This window comes from Pseudoalteromonas sp. Z9A6 (assembly GCF_011378805.1).
GTDB lineage: Bacteria > Pseudomonadota > Gammaproteobacteria > Enterobacterales > Alteromonadaceae > Pseudoalteromonas > Pseudoalteromonas distincta.
In genome coordinates, this window is the sequence record NZ_WTKZ01000021.1 from 19,310 (window position 1) to 33,279 (window position 13,970).

Consider the following 13,970-nt stretch of genomic DNA (forward strand, 5'->3'; position numbering starts at 1 on the left):
ATGACTGACGTAAATCGCGATGCAATAATTGCTCAGCGTATTGAAGACTCAACCACATCGGTAACTAAAACCGTGTTTCCAGGGCGTACTAATCATCACAATACTTTATTTGGTGGTGATGCACTGGCGTGGATGGATGAAGTGGCATTTATAGCAGCGACTCGTTTTTGCCGTAAGCCTTTGGTAACTATATCTTCAGATAGAGTCGACTTTAAAGAAGCCATACCAGCAGGTACTTTTGCAGAGTTAATAGCTAAAGTAGTGCATGTAGGCAACACCAGCTTAAAAGTTGACGTAGATATATTATTAGAAACGATGCACAAAGACGATAAACATTCAGCCATTAGTGGCAGCTTTACGTTTGTAGCAGTTGATGATAACCACAGACCGACTCCGGTAGTATGCGACAAAATGATTTATGGTTTTGATTAACTTAAAGCTTTGAATACGCGCTAAAGTAAAATTATATAACCACCTTAATTGGTGCTTATATAAAACCCCTTAAAGAACACATCATACTAAAAATTTATTAAATATAATCTCAACAACAGAGCTGATATTAACTAAAAAATAATCAAACTTGGGAGATTGATAGGGGTGAGAGTTGTTGGATTTGGATACTAAAAAGGTATGCTTTTAACATACCTTTTTGGTTATATTTAGCTTTTAATTACATTTATTAAACTTACATAAATACTTTTTAAAGTACCATTGCTGCAATCCAGCCAAATATAAGCAGTGGAATGTTAAAGTGAATAAACGTTGGAATAACAGAGTCTCTAATGTGGTCGTGCTGGCCGTCGGCATTTAAACCCGATGTTGGGCCAAGCGTTGAATCTGAAGCAGGAGAGCCTGCATCACCTAGAGCGCCCGCAGTACCAACAAGCGCAGCGGTAGCCATAACAGAAAACCCAAGGTCTAAACATAAAGGAACAAATAAAGTTGCAATAATAGGCACTGTTGAAAACGAACTGCCAATTCCCATTGTAATTAATAACCCGACTAACAAAATAACACCGGCGGCCAAAGGTTTATTACCATCAAAAAGGGCGGCTGCGCTGTGTACTAAGCTTGCTACATCGCCAGTGGCTTGCATAACCGATGCAAAACCTTGTGCCGATATCATAATAAAGCCAATCATGGCCATCATCGCAACGCCTTTACTAAATACGTCGCCGTTTTCTTCCCACTTAACTATACCAAAAACACTAAATATCATTACACCTACTAAGCCACCTAAAATCATTGAGCCACTTAGATTTTGTGCGACAAGTGAGGCAAGTACTGCAAAAAGTCCTACAGTCATTACTTTTTTAGGGTTTTCGACTTCAGCCGATTTACTAACAGTTGTTAATGGGAGCTCGGTGTATTCGCGGCGTTTTTTGTAGGTAATAAATACCGCAATAAGCAATCCAATAAACATACCTAATGCAGGAATGATCATCGCCATAGGGACTTGTGTATTTACAATGTCTAGGCCGTTATCAACTAGGTTTTTGTGCAAAATAGAATATAAGTAAATACCCCCAAAACCATAAGGCAGCACCATGTAAGACGTTGCTAATCCAAATGTTAAAATACACGCTATAGCACGCCTGTCTAATCTTAACTGATTAAAAACAACGAGTAACGGCGGGATCAAAATAGGAATAAACGCTATGTGTACAGGGACTAAGTTTTGCGAAGAAATTGCACAACCTAAAATAATTAATAAAATGAAGTAACTTAAAAATGTTTCATTACCGCTGCCTTTTGCATTTACTTTAGCAAGTAGCTTATCAGCGAGAATGCGTGTTAAACCCGACTTAGAAATAGCAACGGCAAACGCGCCGAGCATAGCATAACTTAGTGCAATTTCAGCTCCAGCTGAAAGGCCAGAATTAAACGCATCAACACTTTCTTTTATGCCCAAGCCTGCAGTAAGACCTGCAACTAACGCACTTATGATCATGGCAACAATGACGTTAACGCGAGCCAGAGATAGCCCGAGCATTAAAATAACGCCTATAACAACAGCATTCATAGTATTCTCTATTTGGAAATTTTAATTAATTTTATCAGATCTTTAGCCTGAGTTTTACGCTCTTTCGTAAAAGGTTTTTTACCATAGCGTACTTGGTTAAATAACTGACTAAAAGTGTTTATAGATTGTGCAGAACGAGGGAGTTTGTCAGCAAAAAAATGTAACTGCTGATTCGGTGTTAAATTATCGGGTGTATTTATTTTTTGTTTTTTAGCCCATGCTTTTACTTCATAAAATTCTTTAACCATAGGCGCTAATTTAGCCGGGCGTTTTGGCAAGTTTAAATAAACAAAATAACATATAAAACAAAAACCAGCTGGTAGTAAAACCATTAATGGTACAAGCCAAATGTTTTTACTACCAAAAATTGATTTTAGAAAATCATTTTGTTTTTCTTCGTCAAAACCAAGTACCCAGCTAGACCATTGATAATCGAGGTTTTCAAGTTCCAACCTTAACCAATTAATAGCGGGGAAATTACTTAAACTCACTAAACCAAAATCAAGGTTACTTTTAAATTCGTCATTCAGCTCTTCGTTTTGCGAAAGTGAGCCATTTAAACGCTCTGGTGCAACAACGGCGGTTGCATCAAAAATAACCCAACCTTCGTTTTGTAAATATACTTCTACCCATGCATGTGCGTCGTATTGTCGAACTGTTAGCGTATTATTATCTTGATTTAATTCACCACCTAAATAGCCACTTACTAGTCGAGCGGGTATACCTGCGGTTCTAAAAATGTACGCAGCGGCACTGGCATAGTGGCCACAAAAGCCACGTTGATTATCAAATAAAAATTGATCTATGGTGTTATCGCCGCTCATAGGAGTGGGTGTTAATGTGTAAGTAAATCCCGTACCTGCAAAGTACTGTAATAAGCTATTGTAAAAATCGCGGTCAGAGTGTGTATTTTGCTTTAAGTTTTTAGCAAGTGATGATGTTTTTACATTCTTTTTATTGGAGAGGTATTTGTAGCGTTTTTCTTCAAATTCGCCAAGCGGTAAAGCTGTGAAGTTAAAGCTATTTACATCGTATTGTAAGTTTTTAGCTTGGCGACTTTTTTTACGCAATAAACCTAGCGAATTACCCTCAACATTTGGTGAGTTACTACTGGAATACGCTAAACCATAGAGCCATTTTTGTGTAGCAGGCTCTGCAATAACTGAGTAGCTTGCAATAAGTTGCTCATCATTTTCGCTCTGCGTATTTGTTTTTACATTATTATATTTTAAAAAGTCAGACGTAAGCCACGCATTACCATTAAACTCATCATGGACTATTACTCGCCAATAATAAGGCGCTACAGGTTTTTCTTCGTTAAATTTAGCTCTAAACACAAGTTCATCTGAGTTTGAAAGCTTTGCAATATCGAATGGATCGACTTGTTCAGAAAGCCCTGTTTTAGCAAGCTTAGGCCCAGGAAGCTGCCAAAAGGCAGGCATTTTTGGTAAAAAAAGCAGTAAAAATATAGCTAAAGGAAGCGCTAAAAGTAGCAATTTACCACTTTGCTTAGAGGCGATTTTTAAATTATGTTTGGACTCGAGTAGGCCAAGTACTGCAAAGTTTAATATGTATAAACAACTTACAGTTAAAGTCGTTAAAATGCTTTGGTTAAATAAATACACCGATGAGAGTGAAAAAAACGTAAGCGTTGTAATTACATGATAGTGTTTTTTGGTTTTAGCCTGCAGCAGCTTAAATAAACTAGCAAGTAGCAGCATAGCCACAAATAAAATAACCGTATCCGACATGCCTACTGTGTAGAGCATTAAACCTAATGACACACCTGCGAGTATATTTGCCAGCCAAGCATTTGGCTTGGGTTTATTACTCAGCGTTATGTAAAAGTTCCATGCACAAATAAGTGTAAGTACACCAACAAAAACAAGCGGTAAATGTGATACAAAAAATACAATCAAACATGCATATATAAAAGACAGCGAATAATTTATTACTTTTTCATTTTTAAGTATGTCCATTACACATCACCATTAAATGAGCATAATAATTCTAAGCATTGCTGCTTATGTTGCTGTCCGGTATTTGTATTTATTGTTTTATTCGGTAGCTTTAACATAAAAGGGGTGTTTTTCTCGGTTGCTTCACACACTAAAAAGCATAACTGGCTTAAACGTTGTTCTGTATCTCCATTCATTAACGTAAAATCGAAGAGCGCATTTGCTGTTTTAAAGTCTACAAACTCTTTAACTAACAACTGCTGTGTTTTTGCGTAATGCTTCCACGACACTCTTTGCAAGCCCATCTCAGGTAAGTGTGGGATAAGAGACTCAAACTCTTCGCTACCAGATTGTGTAGAAATACCTTTATCGGCTTGCTCATCAAGCATAGAAACATGCGCATCACAGTGAACCTGTTCAAGCGACGGATATACAAATACTTCTTCTTGTAATTGAATGTAGCTCCAAACAGTTATCAAACCAAAGGGGTAGTTACTCGCTATTTTAATACGTTGCACTGAGTACTTACCGCGTGAGCTATAGGGTAAGTGGAGTGTAAGCAACTGAGGTTTACTATCAACTTGGCCGGTATGTTTGTAAGTTTGCTCACTACCTTGATATGTTAAATTAATAGATTGGGTAACAGAAGGGCTTTGTAATTCAAATATAATACTCGGTTTTTGAGGAGCGTAGCTGTTAAATGCATCTTTAAATTTAACTGTTAAGCCTTTAGCGTTACTGTAGCCCATTAATATAGTAATAATCATTACCACAAACATAAGATAAGACATTATTAAAATTAAATTATTTTGATAATTAATGCCCATCACAAAGTTTAAAATAGCTACAACTATAAAGTACCAACCAAGGGATGATGGCAATACATAAATTGTTCTGTGTTCAAGTGTAATTGAGTTTTTTAAATGTTTATTTTTTAATAACTTATTAAATACACTTTGCTTAAATGACTTAAATAAAGAAGAGCGCTTAGCTGTTTTTTTTGGCATAAAAGTTTATACCGGAACTAATACGTTTTTTAAAATATCGTTTACTTGTGCTTCACCTGACTCATTATGCAAACCTAATCGATGCTGACACACACTTGCAAATACGGCTTGAACATCTTCTGGCATTACAAAATCACGACCATCAATAAAGGCCCACGACCTAGCCGCTTTAGCCAGAGCCATACTAGCACGAGGTGATAACGATGATGCAAAAGCGTTGCTTGTGCGTGTGTAATTAACAAGCTCTATAATGTAGTCAATAACCGGGCTACTTAAAGTAATTTGGCTTATCTGAGTTTGAATTGCCGCTAACTCTTGTTGGTTAATACGCTTAGGTAATTGGCTGTAATCTCGTTTTTGCATATTCAAAATTAAGCGTTTTTCGGCTTCTTTAGGTGGAAAACCTAAGCTAATGCGCATTAAAAATCGGTCTAATTGCGACTCAGGTAACGGGTAGGTACCTGATTGATAAAGCGGGTTTTGTGTTGCTATCACAAAAAATGGATTTGGCAGCGTATATTTTTTTCCATCGACTGTTACTTGTTGCTCTTCCATTGCTTCAAGCAACGCACTTTGTGTTTTGGGCCCTGCGCGGTTTATTTCATCAGCTAAAACAACTTGGCTAAAAATAGGGCCTTTATGAAACGTAAAACTGTGCTCGGTAGAGTTAAATATATTAGTACCCAGAATATCAGCAGGGAGAAGATCACTGGTAAATTGTATACGCTGATACGATAAACCTAACACAGCTGACAATGCATGAGAAAGAGTGGTTTTTCCCATGCCAGGCAAATCTTCAATGAGTAAATGCCCTTCGCTAAATAAGCATGTAAGTGCCTGTTTTATTTGTTGTTGTTTACCAAATATAACACTCGAAAGATCTTCTATAATCGCAGTAACAGTACTATGCATGCTAACCTTTCTATTATTCTATTATTTCAAGACGCTTCATTACAGTGTCTACTTTTTTTGTATTGAAAGGTTTTGCAATAAAACCTTTAGCGCCCATTTCCCACGTGTTTTGTACGTTTTCGAGACTATTGTGGCCCGAACACATAACAACATGAGTGTGCGGGTAAGCACTATTAATGTATTCCAATATCTCTGCACCGTTAGAGTCAGGTAAATCTACATCTACAAATATAACGCCTGGCGGTTTATTGTCCATAATAGGTTTGGCAGAGCTAAAATCAGCACTTTCTAATATATCTTCAAACCCTAAGTCAGTTAAAATTTGGTTTAGATAATCACGAATTTCCTTAACGTCATCAATAATGAGGATGGGCTCTAGCGGGCGAACAAATTCCATATGTAGGTTACTTCTATTTTGAATACATCTAAGTGCTTTAATACTAAGCTAACCCCATCATAAGCTCAAGAACGTTACTTAAAAAACACCAATAAATAAACTGTTTATAGGTTGCCCAACAGCCTATTTTTAAAGGATTACCTGCTTTTATGTCTTCTACTAACTTATATTTTTATTAATAGTATTGAACAATAATGGCGTATTCATAAGAAATTCCTTAATCCAATACATCATTCCATCAAAATTTGATGTAACAAATTTGCTACTTAACTTATTGATTCAAAAATATTTACATATAAATTCGATTTTTTGTAAACGTTTTGTAATAAAAAATCGTTGACCTTCCAAATCCATTCTGTGCTTATACTCAACAGGTGAGCTTATGCTCATAAATGCAATTTCATTAACTATTTAATGTTTTGCTCAGCGAGCCTCATCTATACACACTGAATTAATACCAATTTCATTAAATGAAAATGCAATTTAATAAAGTTGGCATTACACACCACACTAAATAAAGAGCTTATTATGTTGAATAATAAAAAGACTAAATTTGCAATTTCACTCATAGCGGCAGCTATGGCTACATCGGCTCCAGCACAGGCTGATATTTCTGAATATTTAGATCGCGTTGACGTAGACTTTTTACTAATGCAAAACTTTCAGTCAATTCAGGCTAAAGACGGTGCATTTCGTCCAGAAGATGAAGAACAAGAATCAGGATTTGGCCGTATTAGAGCAAATCTAATACTTAAATTTCATATTAACGAATTCATTACTGCCGATATAGATATTGCAGAAGAGCCTAATGACTTTGGTGGCGAAGATCGTGACTTTTCATTTCACAACGATTTTGCAGGTGTTGAATTTGACTTACTAGGTCTATATGGCACACCAAAAGTAAACGCAAATTTAACACTGCGTTTAGGTAACATTGGTGGGTCGCCTTTTCAATTTAAAGGTTTTCAAGACGGCGCAGATAACCAAAGTAATGCACTTATTGGTAATGGTATTACCGATTACGCAACCGCAGAAAACGGTGCACAGCTAAGTTACAGCGAAACTTTCGATAGTGGTGTAGTTCGTGCTTATAATGTTACAGGTCACATTACGACTTCAAGTTTCGGTGAAGCATTTCAAGAAGACAGAGGTTATAACTACCGTCTTCAAGGTACTTTAGAATTTGAAGGTGGCTTTAAAGCAGGTTTAAACTTATTAAAAGCCAATCAAGGCGACCAGTTACGTTTTGAAAATGGCGTAGCAAGTCTTGATGGTGTAACCACAACAAACTATCGCTTTGGCGATGGTGAAAACTATAATTTCTCAGCGTCACCTTCGAACGAGCGTGACACTCACGTTGGCGCAATGCCAGGGCTTGAGCAATCAATCATCCAGCTTAATTTAGCTTATCAACCATCTGACGAAACTAGCTTAATCTTTATGGTTGGTAAATCATCTGATGATTACACATTTGCAGATGCCGCTGGTAATGCAGTTGCCGGTATTACCTACTTTGGTACAAACGGTATAGCAGATGAAAATGGTACTACTTTTGATTCAAACAGTGTAATAGAAGGCGACTCATCGGTTGAGTACTTCGTTTTTGAAGCACAACAATATATTATTCCTAAAAAGCTATATGTAGCGGCTCGTTATGCAGAAGCCGAAAACACTTCTGACTTAATTGAACAAACAGACAACACAGTAGAGCGTATTCAAGTAGCCGCAGGTTACTGGTTTAACGATAAAACGCTTTTAAAAGTTGAGTATGTTAACCAAGAAGAAGGTGTTAATTCGGGCGGCCAAATCGGTAAAGGATTTGACGGCTTCACTTCTGAAATATCTGTTAAATTTTAAATCATTATCCAACTAGTCTAACTATTTAAACAAAGGACCTAAAAAGGCACTTTGCGGGCAGTTTTATGCGTTAAAACTGCCATAAATAGAATTGGCATTAGATTGAAATTTAATAGTACTTGTTAAAGCATAACGTGTATGGGGAATACCCGATGAAAAATAAATTAATTATGCTCGCGTGTGGCTTTATAAGCATGGGCGCTGCGGCAAAAGAAACAATTACAATAGCGACTGTTAACAATGGTGACATGATCACCATGAAAGAATTAAGTAGTAACTTTACCAGCCAAAACCCTGATATAGATCTAAAATGGGTCACTCTAGAGGAAAACATTCTTCGCCAACGTGTCACTACCGATGTTGCAACAAAGGGCGGCCAATACGATGTTATGACCATAGGTACTTATGAAGTACCAATTTGAGGCAAGCAAAACTGGCTAAAAGAGCTGGATAATTTAGGTGAAAAATACGATTTAGACGATTTAATTCCGGCAATTCGAAGTGGTTTAACGATTAATGACAAACTTTATGCTGCGCCATTTTATGGCGAAAGCTCAATGGTTATGTACCGCACAGACTTAATGGAAAAAGCAGGGCTGACAATGCCTAAAGCCCCAACATGGGACTTTATACGCAAAGCTGCTAAAGCGATGACAGATAAAAAAGAAGGTGTTTATGGCCTTTGTCTACGTGGTAAAGCAGGTTGGGGCGAAAACGTTGCGCTTATTACATCCATGGCAAATTCGTTTGGTGCGCGTTGGTTTGATGAAAATTGGAAACCTCAGTTTAATACCCCAGAGTGGGAAAATACCCTTCAGTATTATGTCGACGTGATGAAAGAATCTGGTCCTGCGGGTTCATCTGCAAACGGCTTTAATGAAAACCTTGCACTATTTCAAACCGGAAAATATGGTATTTGGATTGATGCAACCGTTGCAGGCGCATTTGTTACTAACAAAAAAGATTCAGAAGTTGCCGATAAAGCAGGGTTTGCACTTGCGCCAGATAACGGTCTAGGTAAACGCGGTAACTGGTTATGGTCTTGGACTTTAGCCGTACCGGCAAGCAGCAAAAAACCAGATGCCGCAATGAAATTTATTAGCTGGGCAACATCTAAAGAATACACTCAACTTGTAGCCGACAAAAAAGGTTGGGCAAAAGTACCGCCAGATACACGTAAATCACTTTACAGTAATCAAAAGTACATGGACGCAGCACCGTTTGCGCAAATTACCTTAGATTCTATTCAATCTGCAGATCCTAAAAATCCGACCGTTAAACCAGTGCCTTATGTAGGTATTCAGTTTGTTGCTATTCCTGAGTTTCAAGGAATTGGTACAGCTGTTGGGCAACAATTTTCAGCAGCATTAACTGGCCAAATGACCGTTAAGCAAGCGCTTAGTACGTCTCAGCACCTCGTTGAGCGAACAATGCGTAAAGCTCGCTATCTTAAATAGCATGTAATGGGCGGGTAAGTACTCAAGCTTACCCAATATTTTATGTCAATTCTATTTACTTGTTAGTTATAAACGCTATCAAGGGTTTCTGATTTTCACTTGATAGTTAACAAGTAAATAGAATTGGCTTTTTTAAGGTCACCTTTATGGCAACAACTAACTCGCGCACGTTTGCTTGGTTTATGCTTCTTCCTAGTGTAATTTTATTACTTGCTTGGATGATAGTTCCGCTGTGTATGACACTGTATTTTTCATTTATTGATTACAACTTACTCGTTCCAGGGGATAAAGAGTTTGTAGGCTTTTTAAACTATGAGTTTTTTCTAACTGATCCGGCTTTTTTGAATCATTTTTTAACACGCTTTACCTAGTAACTGGGGTTTTACTTATCACTATTTGTGGTGGTATTGGCTTAGCTATTTTACTAGACCAAGCAATATGGGGACGAAATTACGTTCGCATTATGGTACTAGCCCCATTTTTTGTAATGCCAACTGTGTCGGCATTGGTATGGAAAAATATGCTAATGAACCCAGTTAATGGCTTATTTGCACATTTCGCGATTTGACTTGGCTTTGAACCTATCGACTTTTTTGTTCAAATGCCGTTATTTTCAATCATCATAATTGTGTCTTGGCAGTGGTTACCATTTGCAGCATTAATACTGCTAACAGCAATAAAGTCATTAGACCGTGAACAATTAGAAGCGGCTGATTTAGACGGAGCTGGGCCACATAGTAAGTTTTTTTACATCGTTTTGCCGCACTTATCGCGCGCTGTAACCGCTGTTATTTTAATCGAAACTATATTTTTATTGTCAATCTTTGCCGAAATATTAGTTACAACCAGCGGTGGTCCTGGTTATTCGTCGACCAATATAACGTACTTAATTTACACGCAATCACTACTTCAATTTGATGTAGGTGGCGGTTCGGCAGGGGGCATAGTTGCAGTAATAATTGCAAATATTGTCGCTATATTTTTAATGCGCTTAATTGGCAACAACTTGGAGGGTTAATTATGACTATAAAAGATAGCCGTCGTTCCAAACTAATTTATACCATAGCTGCATGGACAATAAGCGGCATGATTTTCTTTCCAATTTTATGGACGTTAATTACCAGCTTTAAAACGGAAGCTGAAGCAATTTCAGCAAGTCCAAGCTTATATGCATTCGATTGGACACTCGAAAACTACCGCGATGTACTGTCACGTTCGCCATACTTTAACCATTTTTGGAACTCTGTAGTTATATCGCTAGGTTGAAGTTTGCTGGGTTTATTAATTGCTGTGCCTGCTGCTTGGTCTATGGCTTTTGTACAAACTAAAAAAACAAAGCATTTATTAATGTGGATGCTTTCTACCAAAATGTTACCGCCAGTAGGGGTACTTATTCCGATTTATTTATTGTTTCGAGACTTCGCATTACTCGATACAAAATTAGGTTTAGTAATTGTAATGACACTCATTAACTTACCAATAATGGTATGGATGTTGTACACCTACTTTAGAGAAATACCAAGCGAAATACTTGAAGCTTCACGTATGGATGGCGCAACAATTGGAGAAGAAATATTTCATGTTTTATTACCAATAGCCTTACCGGGTATAGCCTCAACGCTATTGTTAAATGTAATTTTGTCATGGAACGAAGCTTTTTGGACACTTATTTTAACCGCTGCAAATGCTGTACCTTTAACGGCATTTATTGCCAGTTACTCAAGCCCTGAGGGGTTATTTTACGCTAAGTTATCGGCAGCATCTGCCATGGCCATTGTGCCAATTTTAATACTTGGTTGGTTTAGTCAAAAACAATTAGTGCGTGGATTAAGTTTCGGCGCAGTAAAATAGGAGAATACACATGGGCAGCATCACACTAAAACAAGTCACTAAAAACTTTGATGAAGTTAACGTAATTAAACCACTCGACTTAGAAATTAAAGACGGTGAGTTTATCGTATTTGTTGGGCCATCAGGCTGTGGTAAATCTACATTACTTCGTATGATCGCAGGGCTTGAAGATACCACCAGTGGTAATATAGAAATTGACGGCATTGACGCTACAAAAACACCGCCTGCAAAAAGAGGCTTAGCAATGGTGTTTCAATCCTACGCGTTGTATCCGCATATGACAGTGCGTAATAATATTGCTTTTCCTTTAAAAAGAGCCAAAGTTAGCCCTACAGAAATCGAAAGTAAAATTGCTAACGCCGCTAAAATTCTTAATTTGACCGATTATTTAGACCGAAAGCCTGGGCAATTATCGGGCGGTCAGCGCCAGCGTGTAGCGATAGGGCGCGCAATTGTACGTCAGCCCTCGGCATTTTTATTTGATGAACCGCTTTCAAATCTTGATGCGTCACTACGTGTAAATATGCGTTTAGAAACATCTGAATTACATAAAAGTTAAGCTAAAACAATAATTTATGTTACGCACGATCAGGTTGAAGCTATGACAATGGCAGATAGAATCGCGGTATTTAATGCCGGTATTATTGAACAGGTAGGCACACCTTTAGAGCTTTATAAAAACCCAGTAAACAAATTTGTAGCTGGTTTTATTGGCTCTCCAAAAATGAATTTTATAGATGCTCCACAAAATGAAGATGCGAATGTTAGTTGTATTGGTATACGACCAGAGCATATAACACTCTCTACTGAGCAAGGAACGTGGGCTGGTACTGTAGGTGTAATTGAACATGTAGGATCGGAGAGCTTTTTACATATAAATATTGAAGGCAAAGGGACCGTAACAGTAAAAGCAGATGGTGATTGTCCGTTAAAATATGGCGATAGTATTTACCTAAGCGCACCGGCTGATAAAGTATTAAAGTTTGATAATAACGGTTTAACAATTCGCTAGAGCCAATCTTTAATTACCTTAAATAGCACCTTTATAAAGGTGCTATTAACTAAATTCTAATTACATAATCCTATGAAACCTAGGTATTTTTTATTAAGGAATGGTATATTTACAACTATAAATAACAAAAACGTTATTGATAAATAGATACTCCAAAATTAATAAAATAATTTATATAGCAGCACATATAATTAAAATTATGTAATAAAAATAAGGACTTAGTTTTCCTTCTATTTTAAGAGGTTTACGTGGTAAAGCTATCAAATACAGAAATTAGAAAGCTAGATGATGCAGCCAGAGCAGGGTGGTTATATTATGTTGGCGGTAACACACAAGATGAAATTGCTAAAAAACTAAATATATCTCGTCAATCTGCACAAAGAATGGTCGCATTATCTGTGAGCCAAGGATTAATTAAAGTTAGACTTGACCACCCGATTGCCAAATGTATGGATTTGGCCGAAAAATTAAAAAGCCGTTTTGGGTTAGATTCGTGTGAAGTTGTACCGAGCGATCCATCTGAACCTTCATCTACATTAGGTTTGGCTCAAGCTGGCGCGGCAGAAATAGAACGTCATCTAAAATCAGAACAACCCAAAGTACTTGCTATGGGAACCGGTCGAGTTTTACGTTCATGTGTGGATGAGCTAAGAACTGTTGATTGTCCGCAACATAAAATTGTAGCCATGCTAGGTAATATGGCTTTGGATGGATCGGCTTCACCTTATGATGTTGTAGTAAGAATGGCCGAACACACTAATGCAAAACATTATCCAATGCCATTGCCAGTTTTACCAAGAAGCATTGAAGAAAAAGAACAGTTACACGCACAACAAAATATTACCGGCAATTTAAAACTCGCTAAAGATGCCGATGTAACATTTGTGGGTATTGGTAGCTTAGGTGAAAAGTCGCCATTACATATAGATGGTTTTATTGATGCGCAAGAACTTAAAGAGCTACAAGATCTTGGTGCTGTTGGTGAAATGATTAGTTGGGTGTTTGATAAAAACGGTAAGCTTTTAGATTGCACAGTTAATCAGCGTGTAGCAAGTACGCCATTAAAAACAAATGCTAACAAACAGATTTATGCGATAGCTGCTGGTGAAGAAAAAGTGTTAGCCATTTTGGGCGCAGTAAGGTCAAACATGATCAGTGGATTAATTACTAACGAATATACAGCTGAGCGTTTACTTAGTATTGATTAAAGAAATTGATAAATAAAGTATCTGTATTAGTAATACTAGTTATTGTAATAAAAACACTTAATGTCCGATACCGTCTAGTATTGGACATAGCAAGGGCGCATTTAAGCGCTCTTTCTATATATACATTAACTACCTATAATTTATATTATGTTAAATAGAATAAATAAATACATAACTAAGTTACTCACCTTCATTAATTAACGTATAAACGCGATATTTTGAATATTTAATAGGCATTAACCTACTTTTTTAAAAATTAATGTTTTGTCTCATTACGCTATTTGTTAC

At 37.1% G+C, this 13,970-nt stretch carries 8 protein-coding genes and 4 pseudogenes; 7 read left to right on the plus strand and 5 right to left on the minus strand.

Going from position 1 to position 13,970, the window contains the following annotated elements:
• On the plus strand, positions 1-432 hold the full coding sequence (locus GQR53_RS09910) for an acyl-CoA thioesterase (protein ID WP_002960891.1): 432 nt from the start codon (positions 1-3) through the stop codon (positions 430-432).
• A gap of 268 nt (positions 433-700) precedes the next feature.
• Here GQR53_RS09910 and GQR53_RS09915 read toward each other — a convergent pair whose 3' ends face one another.
• The 5 genes from GQR53_RS09915 to GQR53_RS09935 are packed head-to-tail and all read right to left on the minus strand — an operon-like array spanning position 701 to position 6,297.
• Positions 701-2,023 carry a Na+/H+ antiporter family protein gene (locus GQR53_RS09915; protein WP_165743832.1) on the minus strand — a complete coding sequence of 441 codons (1,323 nt, stop codon included), beginning with the start codon at positions 2,021-2,023 and terminating at the stop codon, positions 701-703.
• Between the two features lie 8 nt (positions 2,024-2,031).
• Entirely contained in the window at positions 2,032-4,002 is a 1,971-nt protein-coding gene (locus tag GQR53_RS09920) for a DUF3488 and transglutaminase-like domain-containing protein (protein ID WP_165743833.1), read from the minus strand.
• Positions 4,002-4,988, minus strand: a complete 987-nt coding sequence (locus GQR53_RS09925; RefSeq protein ID WP_165743834.1) for a DUF58 domain-containing protein — start codon at positions 4,986-4,988, stop codon at positions 4,002-4,004. The genes GQR53_RS09920 and GQR53_RS09925 overlap by 1 nt, the downstream gene beginning before the upstream one ends.
• A 6-nt stretch (positions 4,989-4,994) precedes the next feature.
• Entirely contained in the window at positions 4,995-5,900 is a 906-nt protein-coding gene (locus tag GQR53_RS09930) for a MoxR family ATPase (RefSeq protein WP_165743835.1), read from the minus strand.
• Between the two features lie 13 nt (positions 5,901-5,913).
• Positions 5,914-6,297 carry a response regulator gene (locus GQR53_RS09935; protein WP_002960883.1) on the minus strand — a complete coding sequence of 128 codons (384 nt, stop codon included), beginning with the start codon at positions 6,295-6,297 and terminating at the stop codon, positions 5,914-5,916.
• A 528-nt stretch (positions 6,298-6,825) separates the two neighbouring features.
• Between GQR53_RS09935 and GQR53_RS09940 the strand changes: the two genes are divergently transcribed.
• The 6 genes and pseudogenes from GQR53_RS09940 to GQR53_RS09965 all read left to right on the plus strand — a co-directional run bounded on the left by GQR53_RS09940 (position 6,826) and on the right by GQR53_RS09965 (position 13,682).
• A complete protein-coding gene (locus GQR53_RS09940; RefSeq protein WP_165743836.1) occupies positions 6,826-8,154 on the plus strand; it encodes a hypothetical protein in 1,329 nt (442 codons plus the stop codon).
• 152 nt (positions 8,155-8,306) lie between these two features.
• Positions 8,307-9,611, plus strand: a pseudogene (locus GQR53_RS09945) (sugar ABC transporter substrate-binding protein).
• A 146-nt stretch (positions 9,612-9,757) separates the two neighbouring features.
• Positions 9,758-10,629, plus strand: a pseudogene (locus GQR53_RS09950) (sugar ABC transporter permease).
• 2 nt (positions 10,630-10,631) lie between these two features.
• A pseudogene (locus tag GQR53_RS09955) lies at positions 10,632-11,462 on the plus strand (carbohydrate ABC transporter permease).
• A gap of 10 nt (positions 11,463-11,472) precedes the next feature.
• Positions 11,473-12,474, plus strand: a pseudogene (locus tag GQR53_RS09960) (ABC transporter ATP-binding protein).
• A 248-nt stretch (positions 12,475-12,722) separates the two neighbouring features.
• Positions 12,723-13,682 (plus strand): sugar-binding transcriptional regulator, encoded by a 960-nt coding sequence (locus tag GQR53_RS09965; RefSeq protein WP_002960874.1) that lies wholly within the window; start codon positions 12,723-12,725, stop codon positions 13,680-13,682.
• Positions 13,683-13,970 lie beyond the last annotated feature (288 nt).

Excerpts from the sequence above, each read along its gene's own strand:
- GQR53_RS09910 (WP_002960891.1), top strand. The coding sequence starts at position 1 with ATGACTGACGTAAATCGCGATGCAATAATTGCTCAGCGTATTGAAGAC.
- GQR53_RS09915 (WP_165743832.1), bottom strand. The coding sequence starts at position 2,023 with ATGAATGCTGTTGTTATAGGCGTTATTTTAATGCTCGGGCTATCTCTG.
- GQR53_RS09920 (WP_165743833.1), bottom strand. The coding sequence starts at position 4,002 with ATGGACATACTTAAAAATGAAAAAGTAATAAATTATTCGCTGTCTTTT.
- GQR53_RS09925 (WP_165743834.1), bottom strand. The coding sequence starts at position 4,988 with ATGCCAAAAAAAACAGCTAAGCGCTCTTCTTTATTTAAGTCATTTAAG.
- GQR53_RS09930 (WP_165743835.1), bottom strand. The coding sequence starts at position 5,900 with ATGCATAGTACTGTTACTGCGATTATAGAAGATCTTTCGAGTGTTATA.
- GQR53_RS09935 (WP_002960883.1), bottom strand. The coding sequence starts at position 6,297 with ATGGAATTTGTTCGCCCGCTAGAGCCCATCCTCATTATTGATGACGTT.
- GQR53_RS09940 (WP_165743836.1), top strand. The coding sequence starts at position 6,826 with ATGTTGAATAATAAAAAGACTAAATTTGCAATTTCACTCATAGCGGCA.